The organism is Herbaspirillum sp. meg3 (genome assembly GCF_002257565.1).
Lineage (GTDB): Bacteria > Pseudomonadota > Gammaproteobacteria > Burkholderiales > Burkholderiaceae_D > Herbaspirillum.
The window spans coordinates 1,633,166-1,658,476 of sequence record NZ_CP022736.1 but is presented as its reverse complement, the minus strand read 5'-3'; the positions used below and the strand labels follow the sequence as shown (position 1 = coordinate 1,658,476).

At 51.6% G+C, this 25,311-nt stretch carries 26 protein-coding genes; 13 read left to right on the top strand and 13 right to left on the bottom strand.

The features are described 5' to 3' along the window. Nucleotides 1-458 precede the first annotated feature (458 nt). From hmeg3_RS07495 to hmeg3_RS07475, 6 genes are all read left to right on the top strand, one after another. Complete coding sequence (locus tag hmeg3_RS07495) at nt 459-704, top strand: hypothetical protein (RefSeq protein ID WP_094563191.1); 246 nt, start codon at nt 459-461, stop codon at nt 702-704. Continuing rightward, the gene (locus hmeg3_RS07490) at nt 701-1,318 is read left to right on the top strand and encodes a 3'-5' exonuclease (protein WP_094563190.1); all 618 of its coding nucleotides are present in this window, start codon (nt 701-703) and stop codon (nt 1,316-1,318) included. Before hmeg3_RS07495 ends, hmeg3_RS07490 begins: the two co-directional genes overlap by 4 nt. 33 nt (nt 1,319-1,351) lie before the next feature. Then, nucleotides 1,352-2,164 carry a hypothetical protein gene (locus hmeg3_RS07485; protein ID WP_094563189.1) on the top strand — a complete coding sequence of 271 codons (813 nt, stop codon included), beginning with the start codon at nt 1,352-1,354 and terminating at the stop codon, nt 2,162-2,164. 277 nt (nt 2,165-2,441) lie between these two features. Next, on the top strand, nt 2,442-3,077 hold the full coding sequence (locus tag hmeg3_RS07480) for a hypothetical protein (protein WP_094563188.1): 636 nt from the start codon (nt 2,442-2,444) through the stop codon (nt 3,075-3,077). A 69-nt stretch (nt 3,078-3,146) separates the two neighbouring features. Next, entirely contained in the window at nt 3,147-3,866 is a 720-nt protein-coding gene (locus tag hmeg3_RS24665; RefSeq protein WP_157739226.1) for a hypothetical protein, read from the top strand. 606 nt (nt 3,867-4,472) lie between these two features. Beyond that, the gene (locus tag hmeg3_RS07475; RefSeq protein WP_157739225.1) at nt 4,473-4,886 is read left to right on the top strand and encodes a hypothetical protein; all 414 of its coding nucleotides are present in this window, start codon (nt 4,473-4,475) and stop codon (nt 4,884-4,886) included. A 422-nt stretch (nt 4,887-5,308) separates the two neighbouring features. Here the strand turns inward: hmeg3_RS07475 and hmeg3_RS07470 are convergent, their stop codons facing one another. From hmeg3_RS07470 to hmeg3_RS07455, 4 genes are all read right to left on the bottom strand, one after another. Continuing rightward, on the bottom strand, nt 5,309-6,415 hold the full coding sequence (locus hmeg3_RS07470) for a hypothetical protein (RefSeq protein ID WP_157739224.1): 1,107 nt from the start codon (nt 6,413-6,415) through the stop codon (nt 5,309-5,311). A gap of 347 nt (nt 6,416-6,762) precedes the next feature. Next, complete coding sequence (locus hmeg3_RS07465; RefSeq protein ID WP_157739223.1) at nt 6,763-7,197, bottom strand: hypothetical protein; 435 nt, start codon at nt 7,195-7,197, stop codon at nt 6,763-6,765. 78 nt (nt 7,198-7,275) lie between these two features. Next, complete coding sequence (gene mobV, locus hmeg3_RS07460; RefSeq protein ID WP_094563184.1) at nt 7,276-8,541, bottom strand: MobV family relaxase; 1,266 nt, start codon at nt 8,539-8,541, stop codon at nt 7,276-7,278. Nucleotides 8,542-8,872: 331 nt separating this feature from the next. After that, nucleotides 8,873-9,523 (bottom strand): hypothetical protein, encoded by a 651-nt coding sequence (locus hmeg3_RS07455; RefSeq protein ID WP_094563183.1) that lies wholly within the window; start codon nt 9,521-9,523, stop codon nt 8,873-8,875. Nucleotides 9,524-10,111: 588 nt separating this feature from the next. Here hmeg3_RS07455 and hmeg3_RS07450 point away from each other — a divergent pair. Continuing rightward, a complete protein-coding gene (locus tag hmeg3_RS07450; protein WP_094563182.1) occupies nt 10,112-11,113 on the top strand; it encodes a hypothetical protein in 1,002 nt (333 codons plus the stop codon). 402 nt (nt 11,114-11,515) lie between these two features. Here hmeg3_RS07450 and hmeg3_RS07445 read toward each other — a convergent pair whose 3' ends face one another. Beyond that, nucleotides 11,516-11,791: a hypothetical protein gene (locus hmeg3_RS07445; protein ID WP_198361803.1), complete on the bottom strand. Its 276-nt coding sequence runs from the start codon at nt 11,789-11,791 to the stop codon at nt 11,516-11,518. 133 nt (nt 11,792-11,924) lie between these two features. Here hmeg3_RS07445 and hmeg3_RS07440 point away from each other — a divergent pair, with 133 nt between their 5' ends. Further along, complete coding sequence (locus hmeg3_RS07440; protein WP_094563180.1) at nt 11,925-12,584, top strand: thiopurine S-methyltransferase; 660 nt, start codon at nt 11,925-11,927, stop codon at nt 12,582-12,584. A gap of 29 nt (nt 12,585-12,613) precedes the next feature. On the opposite strand, the gene hmeg3_RS07435 is transcribed toward hmeg3_RS07440, so the two are convergent. Further along, entirely contained in the window at nt 12,614-13,054 is a 441-nt protein-coding gene (locus hmeg3_RS07435) for a helix-turn-helix domain-containing protein (RefSeq protein ID WP_094563179.1), read from the bottom strand. Between the two features lie 152 nt (nt 13,055-13,206). Here hmeg3_RS07435 and gstA point away from each other — a divergent pair, with 152 nt between their 5' ends. Then, nucleotides 13,207-13,815 (top strand): glutathione transferase GstA, encoded by a 609-nt coding sequence (gene gstA, locus hmeg3_RS07430; protein ID WP_094566190.1) that lies wholly within the window; start codon nt 13,207-13,209, stop codon nt 13,813-13,815. Nucleotides 13,816-13,838: 23 nt separating this feature from the next. On the opposite strand, the gene hmeg3_RS07425 is transcribed toward gstA, so the two are convergent. Further along, on the bottom strand, nt 13,839-14,873 hold the full coding sequence (locus hmeg3_RS07425) for a dienelactone hydrolase family protein (RefSeq protein WP_094563178.1): 1,035 nt from the start codon (nt 14,871-14,873) through the stop codon (nt 13,839-13,841). Nucleotides 14,874-15,145: 272 nt separating this feature from the next. Here hmeg3_RS07425 and hmeg3_RS07420 point away from each other — a divergent pair, with 272 nt between their 5' ends. Next, a complete protein-coding gene (locus tag hmeg3_RS07420; RefSeq protein ID WP_094563177.1) occupies nt 15,146-15,601 on the top strand; it encodes a hypothetical protein in 456 nt (151 codons plus the stop codon). Nucleotides 15,602-15,640: 39 nt separating this feature from the next. On the opposite strand, the gene hmeg3_RS24930 is transcribed toward hmeg3_RS07420, so the two are convergent. The 4 genes from hmeg3_RS24930 to hmeg3_RS07405 form a co-directional block, all read right to left on the bottom strand. Further along, nucleotides 15,641-15,784 (bottom strand): hypothetical protein, encoded by a 144-nt coding sequence (locus hmeg3_RS24930; RefSeq protein WP_198361802.1) that lies wholly within the window; start codon nt 15,782-15,784, stop codon nt 15,641-15,643. A gap of 192 nt (nt 15,785-15,976) precedes the next feature. Then, nucleotides 15,977-17,314, bottom strand: coding sequence for a sigma-54 dependent transcriptional regulator (locus hmeg3_RS07415; protein ID WP_094563176.1), 1,338 nt, complete (start codon nt 17,312-17,314; stop codon nt 15,977-15,979). Between the two features lie 60 nt (nt 17,315-17,374). Continuing rightward, complete coding sequence (locus hmeg3_RS07410; protein ID WP_094563175.1) at nt 17,375-19,192, bottom strand: ATP-binding protein; 1,818 nt, start codon at nt 19,190-19,192, stop codon at nt 17,375-17,377. Between the two features lie 146 nt (nt 19,193-19,338). Beyond that, nucleotides 19,339-20,634, bottom strand: coding sequence for an MFS family transporter (locus tag hmeg3_RS07405; protein ID WP_094563174.1), 1,296 nt, complete (start codon nt 20,632-20,634; stop codon nt 19,339-19,341). A gap of 103 nt (nt 20,635-20,737) precedes the next feature. On the opposite strand from hmeg3_RS07405, the gene hmeg3_RS24660 reads away from it, so the two are divergent. After that, nucleotides 20,738-21,010: a hypothetical protein gene (locus hmeg3_RS24660; protein ID WP_157739222.1), complete on the top strand. Its 273-nt coding sequence runs from the start codon at nt 20,738-20,740 to the stop codon at nt 21,008-21,010. Between the two features lie 141 nt (nt 21,011-21,151). Here hmeg3_RS24660 and hmeg3_RS07400 read toward each other — a convergent pair whose 3' ends face one another. Beyond that, the gene (locus tag hmeg3_RS07400) at nt 21,152-22,774 is read right to left on the bottom strand and encodes a methyl-accepting chemotaxis protein (protein ID WP_094563173.1); all 1,623 of its coding nucleotides are present in this window, start codon (nt 22,772-22,774) and stop codon (nt 21,152-21,154) included. 259 nt (nt 22,775-23,033) lie between these two features. Beyond that, entirely contained in the window at nt 23,034-23,933 is a 900-nt protein-coding gene (bla, locus tag hmeg3_RS07395; RefSeq protein WP_094563172.1) for a class A beta-lactamase, read from the bottom strand. 112 nt (nt 23,934-24,045) lie between these two features. On the opposite strand from bla, the gene hmeg3_RS07390 reads away from it, so the two are divergent. Further along, nucleotides 24,046-24,924: a LysR family transcriptional regulator gene (locus hmeg3_RS07390; RefSeq protein ID WP_094563171.1), complete on the top strand. Its 879-nt coding sequence runs from the start codon at nt 24,046-24,048 to the stop codon at nt 24,922-24,924. 229 nt (nt 24,925-25,153) lie between these two features. Then, nucleotides 25,154-25,306, top strand: a complete 153-nt coding sequence (locus hmeg3_RS24925; protein WP_198361801.1) for a hypothetical protein — start codon at nt 25,154-25,156, stop codon at nt 25,304-25,306. Nucleotides 25,307-25,311: the final 5 nt, after the last annotated feature.

Sequence of the window (25,311 nt, the reverse complement as noted above, 5' to 3'; positions counted from 1 at the left end):
GCAGTTGTATTTTATTCATTATCGTCTGCGTATCTGGCAAGAGTAAGTTTTCATTACTCGCAAAATATATCAGTAGTTTCCTTGCCAGGATGCTTTTCAAGTCTGTATAAATTAAGTAAGGACATCCCGAAAAGGAACACCATGAACTTTCAAACACAATTTTGGCGCCTATTGCTCGTAAATCCCTTGGGCTGGGCATACATCGCATGTTGTGTCGCCCCATTGATTAATTCGATTTTTGGACGTCAGTTCGCAGGCTGGAACGCCGTCTTTATTTTTGGCGCACTAAGCTTCGGAGGCTTGTTACTCATGATCGCTCTGGCCAAGCATGCAGTCCGCACTCGTCAATATATCTAATACCGTAATTTACGGTAAAAAACGGTTTTTTACGGTTTGAGACGACGTCCAACCTGAAAATCTAGGTAGCAAGTCCAAAGAATTAGCAAAGGAGAATACACATGAATCAGCGCTTCGTACTCACGCCCGAACAGCATGAACTCCTGGCCACATGCGCCTCCGCGCTGGATAAAGAGCTCGATGCTTTACCACTTGAATCAAGTGATTTGGACGCCTACTACTGTGATCGGAGTGATCTTCTCGACGCGATACAGACCGCTCCCAACAAGCTAACGCAGTTGCTCTTCTACTCGCAGTACCTCTATAGAGAGCATCTATCGATGATTACAAATAGACCATTCACATGACAACTGAAAAACCGGTATCACCTCAAGTGAGCGACGAACTGCGCCTGGTTTCACAAGGAACATATCTAATTGTCGATCTCGAAGCGACCTGCTCGGATGATGGATCTATCTCAGAAGAACAGATGCAAATCGTGGAATTTGGCGCCGTCTTTCTTAATTCGAATTTGGAAATTATTGATACATTCCAGAGCTTTGTGCGGCCTAGTCAAACACTCGTCACGTCGTTTTGTACGCAATTGACAGGCATCACTCAAGAGCAAGTAGATTCCGCGCCCACGTTTCTGATCGCGGCTTTAGCACTCCAGAAATTTGTCGAAAAATATCGAACTTCAGATTCAATGTGGCTTAGTTGGGGAGCTTGGGATGCAAAGCAATTAGCTAGAGAAAGCCTTGTGCACGGCGTTGAAAATCCGATTCAATTGCCTCATCAAAATGCAAAGCGCTTATTCGCCAAAACACAGAAGTTAGGCAAGCAACTCGGAATGGCAAAAGCCTGTGATTTGACTGGATTGGGGATTGAAGGCGCGCATCATCGTGCTCTGGATGATGCGCTAAACGTCGCTCGGCTGCTCCCCTGGATCTTGGGAATGCAGCGGCTAAAAGATAAGACTTAAACACGTTATGCGACAGAACTTGAAAGGAAAGTTATGAGTAACGATCGCCGTGCGGCAGCAAATATGGACTCCGCCACTGTCCTGGATGCAGTTGCTCCGTTTGTCGCGAGTTTCGGATTCAAAATCCATGATCGGGATTCTCCCCGAATGGCGTTTTGTTCATGCTTCTTTCTGATCATCAACGACCACTGGGTTCTGTGCACGGCTGCGCACGTGATGGACGATATTATTGAGCTTCAACAGAAGGGGATCAGGCTGACCGACTGGCATATCAACGATGTGTTTACAAAGGCGGCAAAGGACTATGTGTATCCATTCGACGTATCGAAACGTGAACGGTTCTATATTCGGGATGACGCATTGGGCTTGGATTATTGCCTGGTATATGTTGAATCCATCGCTGCTATTAGCATGAACTCTCGTGGATTGCGAGCCATGGGCCGCGCAATGATCGGGGACGCAGAGCAGGCGGAAAAATGGGTTGTAACCGGCTTTCCTTCAGAGTTTGCATCCTTTTCTGGTGACAGCATACACCAGCGCCACTACACGATCGGAGTAACGCCGGTCTCCCGCCCCTCCAATTGGGACCCCGACAAAAATCATCACTCGTTGTTCGGTAGGCTGGACACTCCAAACGATGAATTTGCACAAATTGATATCAAAGGAATGAGCGGAGGACCGGTATTTGGTCTCTTTAGACAGGACAACGGCACCTTCAATGTGCGACTCGTTGCTGTGCAAAGCGGCTGGTCTAAACAATCCAGAACGATTACGGCATGCCCAATCGAAGCATTTCTCGATGCAGTAGATCGGCTTATTGCCGATAATCGAGATAACCAGGCATGAAGATCGCCGCCACTTTGTCTAAATGCCTACCTACATAAGATGTGCCGGTTTTACAGCGGTGTTATTTCTTGACCTCAATCCCCCTAAGATACCTGCTCGGGCTTTCCCGGGATACATCATCGAGCAGTAACTGACGCTCTACAGGTTGCGTGACTACTACATGGGTAGTTGTGAGCGATGTTAAGGAATAAATAACACGAGAATCTTCTTTTGCCTTATCTGCCCCCTCTCTCATGTAGTATATTTCCCCGTCAAATCATAAAAATAGGGGGAATGCATGGGGCTTTTCTTCACGCGAGAACGACTTCGTGACGACAAATCAGGAAATTTTTATCACTTCACAAAAGATCTCAATGCTGTAAAAAAATCCCAACTCTTATATGCCGGGGCAGACGGTCGCACGTACGTCGTTGCGCATAAAAACAATTACTCTCTCGGCACTACTACTTCAGTCAAAAAACTAGGCGTAGTGGTTTTTCAAGCCACTAGTGGGATCAACTTTCAGAAATGTCCGAATGCACCGGTTTACGATGCATGGAAGCGAAGACGAGGAGAGTGGATCGGGGAGTTTGGTAAAAACATCCAAATTCATCGTTGGAATGAAACCCAGATTGACATACACGGCAAACTCATCCCTGCTCTAGAAGTACTAGAGGCATCATATGTTCAGCAAATTGGACGACAATATAGCCTCTCTCTTTTTAGAAAAAATATGAGGCTATTGGCTTGGAATTTTGAACTTGCGTTTCTTTGTTCCGTTATATACGGATTGGAGGAGATAAATTTTAAATTCAACCCAGATAAAGGGGAGCCCCTTCATATTTGGTCTGTCATTATCGCCATTCTCTACACGCTTTCCACCTTATCTGGTGGTTTAATTTTTTGGTGGCAAAGCAAAAAACAGCATCTGTAACTAGGGTAAAAGAATTTTAAATTGCCCTATTGATGTTTTTTCGAGCGCTGCGGTGTGAAGGAAATCGACTTGGATTTGGTATTAAAACTATGGTGGAAACTTGGCGAAGCAATGGCGAAAGTTGGCCGACTTTATCACCTAGCTCTTGTTTTTTTAACCTATACGGGAGTTGGAATCACTACCATCTATATCTCTCAACATTGGATTCCTTGGTACTACCCCCAAGTACGGCTTGCCGTAGTAATGCTTACTCTCATTCCCACATTTATTATTTTTTTCTCGACGCTGCGCTTCCATCCTACGGCACCGGCAATTAATCTCCGCATTGACGGAGTCCAGAAAGTTAGTATTCATTTAACCACTCTTCCAAAAGGAAATTGGATTGCTCTAGTAATTGGCTGGATATTCTCATCTATGGCACTCCTCCCTTTCCGGATCTTAGGACTTACGCCCTGGAGCCGCTCCTATTCCGTTCGTTTTTTTAGACAGTCTCTATTAGAATGCGGCAAACATATTCAACGCTATGATGTACGTTACTGCAAATTTGAATCGCCATTACTGCACTCTGCGGATCCCCGCAAAAACTACCGTTCCTATTTGGCAGAACTTATTCTTGAAGATTTCAAATCCCAATCGTTTGTTGAACGAATCGAGTACGGAAGTCCTAGGCCGTTTGACAAAAATCTCTCTTATCGTTTTTTTTACCCGCGCATCTATAAACAAATTGTTCATAGAAAAGGTAAAGTAATGTCAAACGGATTCACAATAATCTTCAAAAAACATACTTAACAGTATGAAAAATATCTGGACGCTTAATTAGAAAAATAGAGGTTAGGGGAAGCTTGTTTTATGACTGCGAACATTCATATGGAGACAGCTGAAAGATGGCCGATTCCGAACCAGCAGAACTCATTTCTACATGGAAATGAAGAGCGATTAGCAAGTTTTCATGAAAACACGCATAGTTCGGCTATACGCAGAACAGCTCTAAGCGGGTTCTATAATTGCCACGGACTAACTTTTGGAGCTCGAAGAACATGTATAGATTCTCCCGATGCGATTGCTACGATTCTCAAGGATGACAAGTATCAATTACTCCAGAATACCGAGGTCCTCGCGGGGGATGTGATAATCTATTATCAAGAAGGGGAAGCTATTCACTCCGGCGTGGTAGTGGACGTTACGGGAATAGATCTTAGAAGTTATCGAGTTGTGAGTAAATGGGGTGCCAATGGCGCGGAGTATTTGCATTGGGCTCACGACTGTCCGTACGGGCCTACGTTTTCGTTTTATAGAGTAGATCGAGGCATGGAAACTGCGACTTTCTCTCAAATTATTACCAGCATATAAAAATTGAAAATGATAACGTTCGACAAAAATCTGCTATTGGATGCAATGACTAGCGTCTCCATCGCTAACACCTCAAATTTTCTCCGAATAAGATTGAGGAGTCACCCTTTAGCCGAATATCTGAGCAAAGCCTATAGTTCTGCTGAATTGGTAAGCGCCATAAACGAGAAAGTAAGAGATTTCGATGGTCACATCGAGAAAGCGACTGAAATTTATTTATTATTGTTCGCTATTTTTTCTAAAAATGATGAGCTAGCATTAGATCAGAACACTAGTTTAGCGTTAACAAATTCCAATATTCCCTGGATAAAAGAACTTGTATTGCTTAATGCTGCTGAAAAATTTCTAAGACCAACAACCGCTTACGAAAGTTTTCATTTCTTTCCTCGACCAATTGCACCACCAAAGACAGATACGACTACTCACTTCACCAAAACTTTTGAACAGAGCCACCAGTGATCACGAGTAAACACTTCATCTGCGCCAAATCTGCAATCGTTGATTCGATAACTAATTCGCTTACGCTCATCGAGGTAATTGAACAGTTTGGAGTAACGTCGCTTCCATTCTATGTTCCCCAAGTGAATATAATCTGGGTTGGAATGAGAGAAGCTGCCGATCCTGACACACTTGAGTGTCACTTGACTATTCGCCTTAACGGTAGAGTAATAGGTGAATTCCCTGTAATAATCAAATTTGAATCAAAACCCTTCGCACGATCCGTAATATCTCTTGCTGGTATGCCATTAGAAGAAGCAGGCGAATTGTCATTTGTGCTTTCAGCGAATGGAAGTGACCTGGCCTCACTATTGCTTCCTGTTACGCTAGCAGCGCAACCCACGCCAATCCCTAGCGCCTGACTAACGACAGGATGCCTAACACTAACTCTCAGCCCAGGAAGAACTCATCAAAACGGGATCGCAGTAGATAATTTTTTTTTCGGGAAAGCGGCTGCGCCAGTGTTCAATCGTTTCCGGTAGCCGCATTCTATAAGTTGGTACATTCGTGAAATATCTCACTAGAGATTCGTCAATGTAAGCTGCCCAGAGTCGCCCCTCTTCATCGTACAGAACAATACTTTCCATATCAGTATAAAGTCCTGCGACACCGCCCCAAACAGCTTTGCCGTGAATATCCGCGTCAAGACACTTGGTCTCTCCGATGTCACCGGTACAACGCCTTAATCCATCGATATGCACTCCGACCAACAAGTAGAGACGCATTATCTCTAGCTCATTCATATACCCTGCGTCAAACCAAGGCTCATAGCGTTTAGTAAATCGCCCACCAAAATATGCACGCACCCCTCGATAACGGACGCAAGGCATAGTTTCTTCGATGTCAATGATGCGCCTACCATCACCACCTTTTCTTCGAAATACTATTTCTCCATCCGCCTCATCCTCATCGTTCTCGATTCGGCTATAAGCGAGATCATTCGAGACAATGCGAGCATACGCAGTAATCTGTCCTGAGTGTGATCCATGAAAAACCTTTAATTCAAACAAAAAACCTGTTGGCCCCACCTCTCGGATAAAGAGTTCTCCCCCAAAAGTGTCAACGACATTCAACTCCCACTTTCCCCACCAGAGATTTGCGTCCCTTCCCGAGGGTAGACCTCGGGCTGTCCCATTCGCCAAAGCGTCACGAAGGGCTATTTCCAGCCGGCCTTGCAGCTGCCCTCTAATTTCTGCTCGTGTGGAGTCCCCAGATGTATCGTAAACGACGGTTCGTCTTCCTCGAAGATCAAACGGTAAGACTTCGGGACCACCGAACGCAACGTTCTGAACCAACAATACGTTATTCCATCCGAGTTCAGCAACCGCGTACCCTATTTCTACCAACACGTTGGGATTGGGCATGTGGCGTGTAGGACTCGACAAAACTATACTAACATCAGCAACGAAGACGTCAGCCATCGCAATTTTTGCAAGAATACTATTTGCGATGTCTGGAGACCCAAGCAAGTTCGCGGTATCACGATCCATAACTGGCTCAATGAGAGTATCTTGGTCTCTCGCAATCGTACGTAGAGCGCGTTCCAGTGAATCTTGGATTAAGTTTCTATTTTGATTTGATGGCAAATCCGACTGCCAAGAGTAAAAAACCGTTCTCCTCATCCCTCCCCCTTCTCATTGCCAAGCAACCTATTCCGGTCAAAATCCTAGGTGGATTTCGCAGCACCTTGTATCTGCCAAAGTTCTAATTTAAAAACTACAAAACCCACTGCAGTCGACTTTTTAATGTTCCGACTCATCGAACTCTTCGATTAAACATAGCCTTAGTTTTTTGATTTTTTGTTCACAATCGATGATCTCGCAACGGGGTCCGGGGGTTATTCCAGTATCGCCTTAAAATGCGCAACTTGATGTGGTGGTACCAAAATAGGCACAAACTCAGCATCATGAAATGCAAGCCACATTGCACGATGACGACCGTTCATGAATTCGTAGAGCCCCGGTTGATGCTCCCACACAACCGTGATTTCGAGATCGCGATGTTGACCGGACTTTAAACTTTCCAGTTTTTTCCATTTATCAGGATATGGCACAAATCCAATGTCTGGATCTCCGAAACTGAAGTTATTAAAACGGCTAGATTTCAGCCATTCTAAAATTTTTCCCGATGATGCATGGACTAGTTTCCATTCTCCGAAATCAACACTCCCGTTATAAGTAGTAGCCCCAAAAGCTTGATCTTCATACATCCGGATTTTTCCACCAGGAACAACTGCAATTGGCACATCTAACGTTTTGATCTGATTTGGCATTATTTTTTTATCCTAGAGGCTAAAAGAACTTAAAATTAGTGACTTAGATTCTTCTATACTTTACCACCCTGGCACAAGCTATCCTTCGCCAGAATTAGCCTGTTGATAATCGCCGATCCATTCCGCGATTTCATAGAGGTCAATGCCATCTCGAATGTTAATTCGTTCCGTGACTTGTACCACCGCTTCATAAAAATTTTCAGCACGGCCGTCTCTAAGTAGAGCATCGAAAATGTCTGCCTTTCCTCCAACCAGAGATACTTCCATAAGATGAGCTAGTTTCACAGCATGCTCCTTCTTAATCATCTGAGCTAAGTTTTTTGCCAGCATCATCTTTTCCTTATCGAGAGCTACAGCCTTAGTTCTCAGTGAATCCACGGTTGCTTTCAAAACCTCGTTTTCAGATTTCACCAAGGAATGCTCGTCTAACTTGTCTTTGTGAGGCGCTAACGCTATCTTCGCCAATTCCTCCCCCCTTTTCGAAACCAACTGTTCCTGATCCTTGAGTGCCTTAAACAATTGGTTTCGTAGCATCTCGCTGATTTTTGCTTGCTTGGCGTGCGCAGAAACAGCAAACAGCCAGTTTCTCTGCTCCTCCTTCCAATTTGAAATTAGAACCTGGTTTGCGACAGCGATTTGCTGACATTTCGCCTCGTGTTCAATCATTACTGATTCAGGACGAAAAATGCTCAACCGCGGTCGTGTTGGATAGGGGGCTAATTTTGGCTCCTCTGGAGCATCCCGTAAGGGGGCATTTAACACCCTATAGAAATCCTGCAAACTTGTTGCCTTCACCTTCGAAACGGAAGCTGGGATTCCTCGCTCAAGCCCGAAGTTACTCATACTATTGGCATAACTAGTTTGCCAACCAATCAGCCTTTTTCTTGATGTGTAATCCTTACAACATAGCCGTCCTTCAATCAACGGAACGAAGACCATATGAATGTGTGGATTCGTCTCGTCGAGATGTAAAACCAGAGAGATTAAATTATCTCCATGCGTCGCCTTAGCCCATTGAGCTGCCTTTTCCACCCAGATCTCCACATGAGGATCACCCTCCCGCCAATCCTGACCAAAATAACCAGGCGAAGCACTCATGATCTGTTCCACTGCTAATACGGCGTCTTTGCGCCGCGCGAGTGGATAGATTTTCTCTCGAACATATCGAACAAGCTCTCGTGATATCGGTGGTCCATGCAAGACCCTCGGCTGCAATGATCGTCCCTGAACTGTACGAGCATTAAGTGGCGGCCGCGACCGATCGTTGTGAGCCCCTGCTCCGCCAATATCCCTGACTGTTTTTAGCTTTCGGATCGGCGTCAAGACCGCGAAGTTGGTTGTCATTTCGGCGACCGAGCAACCGGAGGGATCGGCGAAGTATCGCTCACGATACTTTGCTTCGCAAAGTTCGTTCGGGATCCGCGCTCTGCGCGGCCCCAAGACCCAAAACCACCCCCGTCTGCAAAGAAGCACCTTAACGGCGCGCCTCCGGCGCCGGACTTTCTTTTACCTGTCGCCCTGTGACTAACCATGCCGTCGATTCTCCCTGTGATGATGACGCCGGAGGCGTGCCGTAAAGATTTTTCCTTGATAACTTTGCTGTGATTCATAGCCGGCTACGACCACTTAACCTAGCTTACGGGCCAGGTACTGGTCTGTAAGCTCGTATAGGCTCTCAAGATTTTGCGTATATCTGATTCTTGATTCGCTGCCGATATGCCTCCATCGACTCACCTCTTCTTGCCTGAAGGTCGATTGCGTTTCCCGCTAAGATGGTTAAATCATCTGACACCAACCAGTTTTTAGGAATGCCTTTGGGAAGTGGCGACGATACTAGATTCAATATTTTGGACACCCTTGAAGGTAATGGCTCAACGCCTTCAGTTTCAAGTTCTGCCACGGTTTTTTGAATAATCTCCTTACCGAATGCCTTGAGAAGATTTTCGGCAAAAAATTTGTCATCTTCAGTCCAACATAAAATTCCAGCCTCTGACCTATATGGCTTTGCAAACGCCTGCTTTTGCTTCTGAGGCCTTTCGAGACGCCCATCCATTTCTTCTTCAAGAGAAGAAACCTTATCCTTAACCTTATCCTTACCCTTACATCCGTCGAGTGTTGATTTATAAGCGTTTTTTACAGTTATCAACAATTTTTTACTTTGAATTCTATTTACGGATGATCGAAGAGCTCCGAGCGCTGCAGGTGTTTTAAAAAGATGCCAGCGAGGCCAATCTATTACGTAGACCTCACCAGTGTCCTTGTCCAGATCCAGAAGCCCTCGACGCCTAAATTCATCAATTGCGTCTCGCAATGTATTGGCAGTCATGCCGAGATCAGCCGCCGTGCTTTCAATCCCTAGTAAGTAACAGCCACATGTACTCGAGTCTGGATGATGGTAAAGATGTACATATATAAATTTCTGTTGCGTGATTAGATCTCGAATTTTTGGCCATCTAAGAATCATGATTGGCACAGGACGTGTCTCTACCCCACTCATGCGAGTTCGCTTTGCTGAGAAAGATTCAGTTGTCGAACCTGTTCAATTTTTGTAGGTCGACCTCGACCACGCTTGCCAAGCACCCCTGGGGGAGATTTCTGAGTTTGCTGTGATCGCACAAAGTCCCTCACATCACCCAATCGCCATTGCAGTCGCTTATTCATTCCAGCTACTCGTGGAGGTAGTGAAATACTCCCGGCTTGAATTGAGATACGTGAAACTCCCATGAATGCCGCTAATTCCAAGCTGCCAATTAGCATGTCGTCGTGCAAGCACGCAATTTTTGCTGCCAGTTCATAGTCTCTTTTACAATCCTTCATTTCGCCCTCTTAAAGCGTTTTTGATATGGCAAGCTTATAAAAAGCATGTCAACGCCTGTAGGGGAAAATTCGTTGCGTCCATAGCGACGGAGAAAATATGAATCAACAAAATGACAAAAGAGAAGCTAAAGAACGGCCACGCCACTATGGATATGGCGGAGCCAGAAAAGCGCCTCCCGTAGTTCCGATAGCTCATTTGATGTTATTCAATGTACTGACGAGCATCCTTCAAAAAGAAAGCTCAAGAAAGTACAAACAGGAAGATATTGCACTCATCGCAGGGTACGCTGATCCCCAGCTACGGTGTTTTTACAAATTGAATTTATCTTCGACCAAGATTTTTGTTTCGCCAAGTCGCTTTAGTAGCAATTGCGACCGAGCCATTGAAGCGGTTTCGCTGCCATCTGCCAAGCGCTACTTTGAAAATCTCAAAGACATCTTTCTCAAAATATCCTATGCAACCAATAGCGATTTCTGGCCCAACATCCGCGAAGAATATTCAGAAAAAATTTCTGGCGTCGACGATATAAAGCCTTTGGATGCATATCATTTTTTAATAAATATACTCAATTCCCTAATAGATCAAAAAGAAGACTTGGTTTGCGAGCTTAATGCCGTCCTTCAAGATTATTGCCGCTTAATGTACGGTGAAGATCCTGGATCAATGTCTTTTCGAATCCCCGCGAAAACGTCCGTTTTTGATATATCCCCTGATTTTGTTGGAACAAAAAAAAGCGTTGTGAAGAAGTTACGGGAAGCGGCAAATGATCCCGATACAAAAATGCTTGGAAAAATTGAGGAGGGCTCCCTCGGACAGTCCGTAAGAGAACGGCGCCAGCAACACCATGTCGATGTATTTGTGGAAAAATTACGAGACACTTCGGCAATGGACAAAGTCTTAGAGGATTCCTTTGGCCAGTCCGTCATCGAATGGCGAGAGCACCTGCGTGCACAACATGTCGATTTGATTGCACGCATAGCGCGCTTTATGAAGTTAAAAGTACTTTTGCAAAAAGAAAAAAATATACCTGGCGGAAATTCTGATTTTCTTGATTCGCTAGAACAGCTATTCTTAGCAGTTGACAATATGGCAATTTAAGTGCGGAACGCTGTCACATTTTTGGCACATGATGAGTCGAAGATATAAGTATTGTTAACTTTCCTTAAGCAGCGTAAACTAGGGCCTACCGTAGATGATCTTAAGTAGTTATAACTGGTCATTGGTGTGCAAAATCGACTCTTAATCCGTAGGTCGAGTGTTCGAGCCACTCACGCCCCACCAAAGAATACAAAGGACTTGAATCGAAAGATTCAGGTCCTTTTCTTTTTGTGCGATGAAATTAAAGATGAGGAAGGTAGCCGGGATTCCTGCTCGGAATTCTCTCAGGTACGTATCGGAGTGCGTACGTTTTCTCAGCAGTGAATTTGTATCCGTACTTTTGAACTGCAGCATGACCGCATCGAGACAAGACACCGGCGGCCATGCCTTCAAATCATGCAGTTATGCCGCACGCGTCGCGATATGCGCATCAAACTCGCGCTGCGCTTCTTCAAGCGCCTTGAGCGCGTTTTGCCATGGTTCGTAGTCGGCCATGGTCAGCCACTCCTGACCTGGATTCTTTTTCCATTCCTCCAGCTTCGAATTGAGCAACTCATATTCGCCAAGCTGCACCTCTAGCAAGATCTCGATCTTTGCCATTAGCTCACTGGCTTGTTCCGCCCATGCGTCTGGTGCTGCGGGAGTTTCTGGTGTTGCCGACGTTTCTGGTGTTTCCATTTGTTCCTCCATGAGATCGCAGAATCCTAACATGAAAGAGCACGCCCTCTTGCTTCTCTGCATCATGGCTTGCGCATCGCCGGCGGTACAATACGCATCACCTTTGCACTCAACAATTCAACGGGACAACACCATGGAAGCAGAATTCTGGCTGGAGCGCTGGCGCGACGGGCGTACGCATTTTCATCAAACGCGTGTGACGCCGCTGCTGCAGAAATATTGGCCCACGCTTGGCCTGCCGAAAGACAGCCGCGTCCTCGTGCCACTGGCGGGCAAGTCGCTGGATATGCTGTGGCTGGCGGAACAAGGACATCACGTGTTGGGAGCCGAGTTGTCTCAACTGGCGGTGGAACAGTTTTTCAGTGAGAACAATCTGCAGCCGGCTATCCATGATTCTGCATACGGCAGTCACTACGTCACCGGTAACATTGAAATCATCTGCGGCGATATCTTCAAGCTCGATGCGGCGATCTTGTCGACCTGTTCCGGCGTGTACGACCGCGCTGCGCTGGTGGCCTTGCCAACAGCCATGCGTGCCCAGTATGCGCAGCACGTCTACGGCCAGTTGGCGGATGATTATCGCGGCATCCTGATCACGCTCGATTATCCGCAGGATCAGATGGATGGTCCGCCTTTCTCGGTGCAGGACGCGGAAGTGCAATCGATCTATTCTGCGCACTCCGACGCGTCCATCATCGACCGGCGCGATATTCTGGACAAGGAACCGAAGTTCCTGGAACGCGGCGTAAGCCGGCTGGATACGGTGGTGTACAAGCTGCAGCGTCGGGCTTGACGCCTCGCTGGTACAGCTGAAAAAACCGCTTACTTTGCGGTTTCCTTTCTCATATTTTTGGCCGTACCCTTAGTCATTTTTTGTATCCGTATCGTGGTCATGCCCTTGCGCGCCGCGCCGTCGCTTTCTGCGTCCTGCTCGCTCTCTTCTCGCGGCGGCCGGGCCTTGAGCCAGCGACCGAAGGTATGCAGCATCTCGAGCAAGGGCTTGAGTCGCTCTCCATCACCGGTCAGTGCATATTCCACGCGCACCGGCACCTCCGGGTAGACGGTGCGCAAGACCATTCCGGTTTCCTCCAAGGCCCGCAACTCCAGTGTGAGCATGCGCTGCGAGATATTGGGAATATCCCTGCGCAATTGATTGAATCGCTTCGGACCGTCAAGCAGGAAGTGCGCAATCAACATGCGCCAGCGACCGCCGACAAGACTCATCGCTTCTTCAACCGGGCAGCCGGATACGTTCTCTTTCATGCGCTTTCCCCAATGCCATCAAACAGCGGCGATCAAACAATACAGCGGTATAGTTTTTGTACCTACACCACAAAAAACTGCCTTCTATACAACGGTAACTACCATCGAGATAATACCTCTCCTTGTCACCATAGAGACGTATGAAGCCCATCATGAAACTTTATTTTGCACCTGAAACCTGCTCTTTTTCACCGCACATTGTCTTGCATGAACTCGGCTTGCCTTTCGATCTGGTCAAGGTCAATAACCAGACCAAACAGACCTCGGACGGCGAGGATTTCTTGACGATCAATCCGAAGGGATACGTCGCAGCGCTGCAGCTGACCAATGGCGAAGTACTGACCGAAGGCGTCGCCATCCTGCAATACCTCGCGGACTTGAAACCCGAAGCGGGACTGGCACCGATCAATGGCTCATGGGAACGCGTGCGCTTGCAGGAGATGCTGAATTTCATCACCAGCGAGATACACGCTGGCCTGAGTCCACTCTTCAATGTCGAAATTCCGGAAGAAGTGAAACAAGTATTTAAAGCCAAACTGAATAAACGTTTTGACCAGATCGAGAACACGCTGCAGCGACACGACTATCTGCTGGGGGATGCCTTCACCGTAGCGGATGCTTATCTTTTCACGGTGCTGCAATGGACTCGCTTCTTTGCGATTGATCTCAGTGGCTGGCCGGGTATCGCGGCTTATCTGGCGCGCATTCGCGTCCGCCCCTCGGTGCAGGCCGCGTTACAACGTGAAGCGGTCTTTCATTGACGATTGTTGATGATATTTCATGATCAGTCGATCATCTTGATCTTGCGCAGGAAATCCTCGATATCTTTTGCAGCCATGTTGCGGTATTTACTGTCGTAGGATCCGACCGTCACGCCTCGCTTCACGCAATCTTTGTACATCTGATTTTCTTCCGCGAGCGAGAGGCGTTGGCCGGTCGGGACGATAGATCTGGCCCAGGAGGGGATGTCGGTTTCCACCATCGGGCAGTCCCGTGTTGACGTGCCCGTCGGCAGATAATGCGCGCCTTGATTGTTATCGAAGCTGTGGTTGGCGCCTTCATAGACACGATAGTCGATCACGTCCGGATACTCTTGTTGCATGCCTTTGATCTGATCGAGACAGAACCCGGCCGGTGTGTAGTCGTCCTTGCTGCCCATCAAAAACAGCATCGGCGCACCGGTGCGATCAAAGCTGCCATTCTTGCGATAACGCGAATTCTGGCATCCTGCGTAGACAGGAATATGGAAAGCAAATTGCAGATTTTTGTCCGCACGCAGAACATTGTCGCGGAAAGTTTTAGTCGACGTTTCATTGGCAGCCAGGCCGCCGCGGCTGAAGCCGATGATGCCGACTCTGTTGGCGTCGAAACGCGGATCCGCCGCAATAAATTTCAACGCGAAAAATGCATCTGCGGTGTCCGCCGCATTGCTCACCAGCGCCTGGTCATCGACCGTACTCTTCACGCCACGCGGCGTAAATGAATCCACAACGAAGCTGGCAAAGCCCAGCTTGTTGAAATACGGTGCCCAGAATGCGGTGTCCTTAGCTTCAATCCCGGCGCTGCCGTGGGCGATGATCACGACCGGGATTTTGCCACTGACAGGGATCGTGGGTAGCGAGAGATAGCCAACGATTTCAATGGGCTTGCCCGGCTTCCTGGCCATCTCGAATTTGTTGGCGTATTCCGCCGAGGGGAAAGTGATCTTTTGCTGGGCGTACGCTGGTGATCGCCATGCCGACGCGGCGACAAACAATAGCAAGCACAGAATGAGTCGCAGAAAAACAGTCGCGTGACGGCTGACGGCAGTGTGCTTCATGGTCGCTTTCTTCTGGAGGTGAATGACGGAGCGTGACGGATCATGATGTCGGATTCCGTCAGCATCTTACCTGCGGATTTCAAATCCGGCAGACCGGCGTCATCCATTGCATCAATAACAACAAACGCAAACTTCATCCGCAAGACACGTCTTCACGGTGCCGCCGCATGCAAAAGAGCCGATAATGCAGGTCTCCGAAGGGGAGCCATTGTTGCAAGTAGACATAAGTAAGCACAAGCAAGCACAAGCAATAACAACCAAGAACTAATCACATGCACGATCCAGAGCAAGATCTTCCACAAAATCCAGAGCAGGATCTGGAGCAAGGCCGAGTTGACGTCCAGCCCACCCGCCCGTGGATTGTTCTCACGACCACCTATGACGTGGAAGCGTGGATAGACAACTACAACCGGGATTTGCAACAGGCTGTCAAGAAGGACAACACGAAGGGTTACGGCATCTGCTTTTGCCTGGAACTGGGCGGCGAAGTCTATATGCACACAACATCGGAAGGCGACATTCTGCTGGATGTCACCGAAGAGGCTGAATGGGTAGCGCCGGTGATCACGGCCGCAACAGGTGTCGCGGCGCCGGGGTCATCGGTGTGGGGCTTGCCTGGCGACACCCTGACGCAACTGGTGCTGGGGCTGAGCGGCCTGATTGCGGCCACACGCATCGTGGTCAGCCACACGTACAAGACACCGAAATCCTGGCCCCAGCGCTACTGAGTCGCTATTGAGTCGCAGAAGAAGCGGACTCAGCACACATCAGTACTGTGGTTTTGGCTTGGTATTCACGGCGCGGCGTGCATCAGCGTCACGCTCGGATTTTTTTTCGAATTCTGTTCGTTCGCAGGCACACAGGATAAAAGCGATGCAGGCGGCCAGCGACAAGGCGATAAAGCGCTTCATGACATTCCCCAAATTGACGGATCCGATGCTGTTTGGCGGTGATAACGCAGCTTGAAATCGCACCCGATATTTCCCTAGGCCAAAAGTCTAACCCAGCCCCTGTCAAAAACAAAGGGCATACGTTAAATATAGCGCGAACAGCCGCTTATGCCACCCATGCTCCCTTACACCCTGCGCCACTCACACAACAGATCAGCGTGTGGTCGCCAGATCGTATTTCTTGATCTTGTCATAAAGCGTCTTTTTGGGAATACCCAACTGCTCCGCCGCCAGCGCGACGTTGCCATCCGCGGTTGTGAGTGCCGCCTCGATCAGACTGCGTTCATAGACGTCGAGCTGCTGCGGCAACGCCACTCCACTCACTGAGGCATCAGGAATGACACCATCGGCCACGCCCAACACCCATCGATCGGCAAAATTGCGCAGCTCACGTACATTTCCCAGCCAGTCGCGCTGCTGCCATTGCGCCATCTGCGCAGCCGTCCATGCAGGCGCTTCGCGACCGTAGCGGATCGCTGCAGCATGGATGAAGTGCGCCAGCAGCAGGGGGATATCGTCACGCCGCTCGCGCAGGCGCGGCAGGTCGATACTGACCACACCGATGCGGTAATACAAGTCTTCGCGAAACGCGCCCTGCCCGCTCAATTGCAGCAAGTCCGCCTTGCTGGCGGCAACCACACGGCAATCGATGATGACCGATTCGTTCCCGCCCAAACGTTCCAGCCGGCGCTCCTGCAGTACGCGCAGCAACTTGACCTGCAAAGTCATGGGCATGCTTTCGATCTCATCGAGAAAGAGCGTGCCGCCGTTGGCATATTCGAGTTTGCCGATGCGGCGCTTTTGTGCACCGGTAAACGCACCCGCCTCATGACCAAAGATTTCGCTTTCGAACACACTCTCCGGCAATGCACCGCAGTTGATCGCGACGAACGGCCCCTTGCGCTCGCTGGCGGCATGTAACTGGCGCGCCACGACTTCCTTGCCGGTGCCCGTCTGGCCGTTGATGAGGATATCCACGGCGGTCGGGCCGACGCTGCGGATCAGCGTACGCACGCGCTCCATGGCGGCAGACTGCCCGACCAGCGGCGGTGTATCGGGATCGGCTTGCCAGGCCTCTTTGAGACGGCGATTTTCGAGAACCAGATTGCGCTTTTCCTGCGCGCGTTTTGCGGTCTCCACCAGACGTTCGGCAGCAAAGGGTTTCTCAATGAAATCGTAGGCGCCGGCGCGCATCGCCTCGACCGCCATGCCGACGTCGCCGTGGCCGGTCACCACGATCACCGGCAGATCGGCATCCGCAGCGACGACGTGGTCCAGCACCTCCAAACCGGAACGGCCCGGCAGCCGCACATCGGTGACGACGATGCCGGCAAATCCCGCATGCAACAGCGGCAAGGCTTGTTCGGCGTCGGCGCAAGCCTGTACGGAAAAGCCGCCCAACTCCAGCGTCTGGGTCGTCGCCTTGCGTACGCTTTGCTCGTCCTCGATCAGTATTGCCAGCGCGGCCGGCGCCGGTGATTGTTTGTTCATTATCCGTTCTCGCTTATTTTTCGCTCGTTCTCACTTGCTCTTACTCCCTCTTACTCTCTCTTACTCTGAGATGTCAGGCAAGCGCACCATAAACTCGGCGCCGCCTTCCGGAAGATTATGCGCCGACAGCTGGCCGTTCATCGCCTGCACGATAGATGAAGAAATCGCCAGTCCGAGGCCCAGACCTTTGCCGGTCGACTTGGTGGTGAAGAAAGGCTCAAACAGATGCGGCACGACCTCGTCGGGGATACCCGGTCCGGTGTCGCGGATACGAATCACGACCTCGGCGCCCGCACCTATACCTTCGCGATCAAGAATCACCGTCACACGCTTGTCGGCCACCAGCTCCACCGAATCGACGGCATCAATGGCATTGCGCAGCAGATTGATCAGCACCTGCTCGGTGCGTACGGCATCCCCCATGACTTGCACCGGATGACGCACGTCGATCTCAATGGCAACCGCCTGCTGCTGAAATTCATTGCGCAGCAACAGCACGGCGGCTTCCACCGTCTGCGGCAAATCCACCACAGCGATGGCGTCGCCGCTCTTGCGCGCAAAACCTTTGAGCTGACCGATGATCTTGCCCATGTGGGCGCTGGCGCTGCTGATATGTTCGAGGTTTTCTTCAACCTGCGGCAACTGGCCGCGCCGCATGAACTGCACGGCGTTGTCGGCAAAGGCGCGAATAGCGGCCAGCGGCTGGTTCAGCTCATGCGTCATGCCTGCGGCCATCTGGCCCAGCATCGCGAGCTTACCGGCCTGCACCAGTTCGTTCTGGGTGGAACGCAACAGGCTTTCGGTCTGCTGCAGCTTGGCGTAACGGCCTTCAAGTGCCTGATTGGCAACGCGCAGTTCCTGGGTGCGCACGGCGATGGTGGCGTCCAGCTCCTGCGCGGCGCGGCGCAAGGCATCGCGCGACTCCAGCCGTTCTTGCAAACGCCGTCTGCGCTGATAGAGCGCCCATAAGGAAATCGCCGCAATCGCCATCACCAGCGCCACCCACATTGCCCACAACATGGCTACGCGAGCGACGCGTGCCTGCGAGGGAAACAGCATCAGTTGCCATCCTTGCCTGGGGATGGCCTGCATGATGTGCTCGCCGAAACCGCGCCGCTGCTCCCTGTGCAGGGAGCCCACCGAGGTGATCGGCTGGTCGGCGTACTGATGCGTGCCGGCCAGTTCTTGCTGTCTGCGGCTATCGAGCGGGCGCAGGCTGTGATATTTCCACAGGGGACGATTACTCAGGAACACCACCCCACTGCCATCCACCAGCGTGATCGGATCATCGCTGCTGCGCCAGGTATGTTCGAATTCGGACAAATCGACTTTGACGGTCATGACGCCGATGGGCGCGCCCTGACCGCGCGGCACACCCGCCGGATAAATCGGCTGCGCCATGAAATAGCCTGGCTCGCTCGACACATTGCCGATGCCGTAAAAGCGGCCGAAGCGGCCGGCCAGCGCTTCGCTGAAGTAAGGCCGGAAGCCGAAATCGCGGCCGACAAAGCTGGTCTCTTCGTTCCAGTTGCTGGCCGCCAGGGTCATGCCCTTGTCGTCCATCATGTAAATCGCCAGCACGCGCGACTGGCGCTGGATCGATTGCAAGGTTTGATTAAGACGCGCGACAGCTTCAGCGTCGTCGGGATGATGCAGCACCTGATCGACATCAGCCAGAGCACCGAGCGCAAAGGGCATGGTCTCGAACTTGTCGAGTATCGACTGCAAGTCCAGCGCGACGATCTGCAGCTGGCGCTGACCGGCGGCACGCAAGTCATTGCGCGCCTTGCCTGCAGCGATAAAATAGGTCGCAAAAAAAACCGCCACCGCGCACAGCGCGACGACGGTGATCAATATCGGAGTCTTGCGGGAAGTCATGGCAGGCAAATCGATCCGGTCTGAATAAAATGATGGTAAGAGTAAAAGCGCAGCAACAGTGCCCGCATGATACTCGCCTCCACCGAATCACAGCCGGATGAATCGCAACCGGACAACCCGGCTGGAGATGCGTCCCCGCAGAAACATCAGTCCTCGTCTTTGAGGTAGCCGACCTTGGTTGGATCCTTCATGCGGAAAGAAATCAACAAGGCAATCGCACACATGATCGAGACATACCAGTAGAAGCTGGACTCCATGCCCGCCGCCTTGAACGACAGTGCGACGAATTCAGCCGAGCCGCCGAACAGCGCATTACCCACCGCGTACGACAGACCGACGCACAGCGCACGCACTTCCGGCGGGAACATTTCCGCCTTGATCAGGCCGCTGATCGAGGTGTAGAAGCTGACGATCGCCAGCGCCAGGATCGCCAGGCCGAAAGCCGCGTAGGGATCAGTGACGTCTTTCAGCAAATGCAGGATGGGAACGGTACACAAGGTTCCAAGCACGCCGAAGCACAGCATCATGTTGCGACGGCCGATCCTGTCGGACAGCGCGCCGAACAGCGGTTGCAGCACCATGTAGACGAACAGCGCACCCGTCATGACGGCGCTGGCGGTTTTGGCATTCATCCCGGCAGTGTTGACCAGGTATTTCTGCATGTAGGTGGTGAAGGTATAGAACATCAGTGACCCACCGGCGGTAAAACCGACGACGGTGAAGAACGCGCCCTTGTGTTTCCACAAACCGGCGAAGGTGCCGGCTTCTTTCTTCTTGCGGGTTTCGTCGCTGGCGGTTTCAGTCAGCGAGCTGCGCAGATACAGCGCGACCAATGCACCGGCAGCACCCAGCACGAACGGCACGCGCCAGCCCCAGGCACGCAGTTCTTCGTTGCTCAGTGTCTGCTGCATCACGACCAATACCAGCACCGCCAGCAACTGGCCGCCGATCAGCGTGACGTATTGGAAAGAGGCGAAGAAGCCTCGATTGTTCTTCGGCGCAACTTCACTCATGTAGGTGGCGCTGGTGCCGTACTCGCCGCCAACCGACAAGCCCTGGAACAGACGCGCCACCAGCAGCAGGAAAGGCGCTGCGGCGCCAATCGCAGCGTAGGTCGGCATGAAGGCGATCATCAGCGAACCGCCGCACATCATCAATACGGAAATCATCATCGAACGGCGACGGCCGTGCTTGTCGGCGATACGGCCAAACAGCCAGCCGCCGATAGGACGCATCAGGAAGCCGGCCGCAAAGACGCCGGCGGTATTGAGCAATTGCGTCGTGGTGTCGCCCTTGGGGAAAAATGCCGGTGCGAAATAAATGGCGCAGAAGGAGTAGACGTAAAAGTCGAACCACTCCACCAGATTGCCGGACGAGGCGCCAAAAATGGCGAAAATACGCTGCCGCGTATCGGCTGCTTTTGAAAGGTCTTGCTTGATCATCGTTATCTCCGGATGTATCCCTGTATTTATTAAAAAGGCGGTACACGATGCATGCAACACATGTTGAAAATCGATTGACGAACCCCTCGACGAACCTGCCGATGTGTTTCTACATGCTTGCTTCATTCCGTATGCTGCCGAAAAAGGGGCAAAAAGCGCCTGCAATCGTAATCCGCGTCAGAAAGCGGCACGACAAGAGCAAGAAAAGGACGTTGATCTACTGCGAGGAAGTTGGCGTCACATCTGTCTCCTGATTTTTATTTTTCAGATTCCTAATGCAGGCTTCGTGCCAGTCGGGGACACGACAGTAAGCAAACATCAAGCCTTTGATTTAAAAGAGGATTTAAAAATCACGGCAGCAAAAGCCGAGGCTTGAATTTGCGGATATCCGGAATCCCGGACACCCACTTTCCGGATATCCAGCCTGATGCCGATGCCTGATGTCGATAAAAAAGCCCGGACCTTTGCAGGGCCGGGCTTCATACCGTCGAGCAGCGAAAAGCGGCATCTTGCCGGATCAGGACAAACGCGGCTCCTTCGGCGTGATGTCGATGGTGCGGCGTGCCTGCGGCAGTGCCGGATTGCCATTGATCGCGCTGATAGTGAAGACGCTCACCAGTTGCGCCAGGCTGTCGGCCTGGGTCTGCATCGACGCAGCCGCAGCAGCAGCCTCTTCCACCAATGCCGCATTTTGCTGGGTGACCTGATCCATCTGCGTGATCGCATGGTTGATCTGCTCGATGCCCATAGTCTGCTCCTGACTGGCGGAGCTGATCTCGCCGACGATGTCGGTCACACGCTTGACGCTGTCGACCACTTCTTGCATGGTCGCGCCGGCTTGCTCGACCAGCTTGCTGCCATTGCCGACTTTTTCGACGGAATCGTTGATCAATACCTTGATCTCTTTGGCCGCTGCGGCAGAGCGTTGCGCCAAACTACGAACCTCCGAGGCGACCACCGCAAAGCCTCGGCCTTGTTCGCCGGCACGTGCTGCTTCCACGGCGGCGTTGAGCGCAAGAATATTGGTTTGGAAGGCGATACCGTCAATCACGCTGATGATGTCGACGATCTTGCGTGACGAATCATTGATTGCGCCCATGGTATCGACCACCTGCCCGACCACGCCACCGCCCTGAGTAGCGATTTCGGAAGCGGATACCGCCAACTGGTTGGCTTGGCGCGCGTTGTCGGCGTTTTGCTTGACGGTGGAGATCAACTCTTCCATCGAGGACGCGGTTTCTTCCAGTGCGCTGGCTTGTTGCTCGGTACGCGAGGAGAGATCCAGATTGCCGGCGGCGATTTCGCTCGATGCGGTGGCAATGGTATCGGTGCCGCTGCGCACGTTGGTGACGATGCCGCGCAGGCTGTTGCTCATGTCTTGCAGAGCTTGCAGCAGCTGGCCGGTTTCGTCCTTGCTGTTGACGTTGACGTTGGCAGTCAGGTCACCCTCGGCCACACGACGCGAGAGGACGACGGCGGTATTGATCGGACGTGTGATACCGACCGTCAGGTACCAGGCGCACAGCACGCCCAGCGCCAGAATCAGGCCTTCCAGCACCAGCAGCAGAACGCGGCTTTCATTGGCGATGACGTCGATATGCAGAGCGGTTTCATCGATATCCTTGCGCTGCAGTTCAACCAGCTTGCGCATGGTGTCCTGATACGCCGTCGAGGCCGGAACGAAGACCTTCTCAAGCACGCGCTCAGCTTCTTCGATATTGCCCGCTGCCTTAGCCTTGTTGATGTCGTCGCGTGAAACCAAATAGATCTTGCGCTGCTCGCCGATCTGCTGGAACAGCTTCTTTTCTTCGTCCGTTTCCAACAAGGCTTCCACCTTCTTCTGGTATTCGCCGGAGCTCTTGGACGATGCTGCTGCCTCTGCCGCAAAGTAAGGGCCGAGCGCGGGATCACTGCTCTTGGCGATGGCGATGGTGCGACGAATGCCGCTGGCGAGATTGGCGTACCAGTCGCCGATCAGACGTTCCTTCAGCAGCGGCTGGCTCATCATGTCGCGCGTCGCGTCCGACACGGCCTGCAAACGCCAGATACCGATGCCGGTAATCACAATGGAAAAGGCCAGAATGAGGGCAAAGCCCAACGTGAGACGCTTGCCGATCTTCATGTTTCCGATAATGTTCATTGCTTGTTTCCATCCCTGGTTTCCGCCGCTGTTGCGGCTTGTTTTCAATGTTCCTGTGTGCGCGGCACACCTGCCCTGCCGATACACCGGCAAAGAGCGCTATTACACATCGAAACCAGTGATTTGATTTACAGCAACATCAGCCGAAAAGCCCCGTAAATCGGGGCTTTGGTGTTTCCAAACGGCCTTTTTCAGGAAAAATCAGCGAATAATTTACCTTTAAACAACAAGCTGCCCCGCCAATCTGCGAAGCACCGCATCAACGATCAAGACCGACGATGATCTTGCCTACTTCGGCCAACACGGCATTGCGCTGATCCTCGGGCGCCTTGGTTCTGGTCAGGTAGATCGACGCCAGCAAGGGCTTGCCTTGCGGTGGCCAGATGATGGCGATGGTGTTGGTCGTGCCGTAGTCCCCCGAGCCGGTCTTGTCGCCCACCGTCCATCCATGCTGCATGCCGGCACGCACACGGCGGTCGCCGGTCTTGTTGCTGCGCATCCATGCGATCAGTTGCGCGCGCGACGATGGCGACAGCACGTCGCCCAGCAAGACGTGTTGCAGGTTATCGCTCATGGCAGCAGGTGTGGTGGTGTCGCGCGGATCGCCGGGAATGGCAGTATTGAGCTCGGTCTCGAAGCGATCCAGCCGGGTCTGCTTGTCACCCAGCGATTTGATGAACTTGTTGAACGGCTCCAGCCCGCCGAGGCTTTTGAGGATCAGGTTGGCCGCGGTGTTGTCGCTCAGTGTCAGCGCGGCCTCGCACAATTGCCCCAGCGTCAGGCCGTCGCCACCGACATGCTTGCTGGTCGTTGGCGAATACGACACCAGTACGTCATTGCCGTAAATGATGCGGCGGTCGAGCTGCTCTTGTCCGGCGTCGACACGCTTGAGGACGGCGGCAGATGCCAGGAACTTGAAAGTGCTGCACATCGGGAAGCGTTCATCCGCCCGATAACCCCAGCGACGCTGCGTGGCGCTGTCAATAATATCCACGCCGAGACGGCCGCCGACGCTTGCTTCCAGCTTCGCCAGCTGAGAAACGATTGAGGACGAGCCCATAGATTTTTTTAGTTCTTTATTCCCTGCTGCAAAAACGCCCGTGGCGGTACCACTCAATGCCAGCCCGGCCAGCGTAAGAAATTGTCTTCTCGCAATCATAATTTTCCTTGCAAAAATGGAGATGAAGCGAAATGATAGGCAGCAACGGATGCCCTCGCAATTCACGATAATTGGCATCAGACCACAGAAAAACTGATATCAAATAAATTCTATGCACCTACCCCTCAATGCTTTACGTGCCTTCGAAGTGGCGGCCCGCCATCTGAGCTTTACCCACGCTGCAGACGAACTCAACGTCACCCAGACGGCCGTCAGCATGCAGGTCAAAAATCTGGAGGAGCGCATGGGCGTGGCCTTGTTTCGCCGCTTGCCGCGCGGTCTGGCACTCACGGACGAAGGCCTGGCGCTGCTGCCGGTGCTGGCGGAATCGTTCGAACGCATCAGCAACGTGCTCGGCCAATTCGAGAACGGGCAGATGCGTGAAGTGCTGACGCTGGGCGTGGTCGGCACCTTTGCCGTCGGCTGGCTGATGCCGCGGCTGCGCGAGTTTCAGAAGACCAATCCTTTCGTCGATTTGCGTCTGCTGACCAACAACAACCGCGTTGACCTGGCCGGCGAAGGACTCGATTACGCCATTCGCTTCGGTGATGGCGCGTGGCACGGCACCGACGCCGACCGCCTGTTTGCTGCACCGCTGTCGCCCATGTGCGCGCCGGCGATCGCTCCGCGTCTGCGGCGCCCGCAGGATCTTGCAAGCGAAACGCTGCTGCGCTCTTACCGAACTGACGAATGGAACAGCTGGTTTGCCGCTGCCGCCACACCCTGCCCGCCGATACGCGGTTTTGTGTTCGACTCGTCGCTGACGATGGCGGAAGCGGTGGCGCAGCAGGCGGGCGTGGCCTTACTACCGGTCAACATGTTCGAGCGTGAATTGCGTGAAGGACGGCTGGCCTGCCCGTTCGACATTTCCATCAGTCACGGCGCCTATTGGCTCACGCGTCTGAAGTCAAAACAGCCGACACCGGCGATGCTGGCGTTTCAGAACTGGCTTCTGGCGCACGCTGCAGAGGTAGAAGCAACGTCAGATTAAATACGACGAACCACCAGAAATGAAGCTGAAAATAAGACAAAAAAGCCACATTTCCCTCAGGAAAAGCCTGATAGACGCGAAAGCCCGCCCCTCGTAGAATAAATGATATAAACTATTTACAGGTCGCACGGTTTTTACGGTTGTCGTAAAAAATGAAAACGATTACATAGTTGGTTACGTAATGGCGTGCGGTTGGCAACAGTGTCTCAACAAGGAAAAGGGGGACATCATGAAAAAGTACTTCGCGACACTCTACAGAAAACTGGTCGACTATCTGAACGACTCCAGTGCCCTGACGACCGGCTCCCATCGAGGCGAGCCGCATTGCTGCGGCATGTACTCCGGCCTGTCCAATATGGACCAGAACCACGACAAGAGCTGAACCTC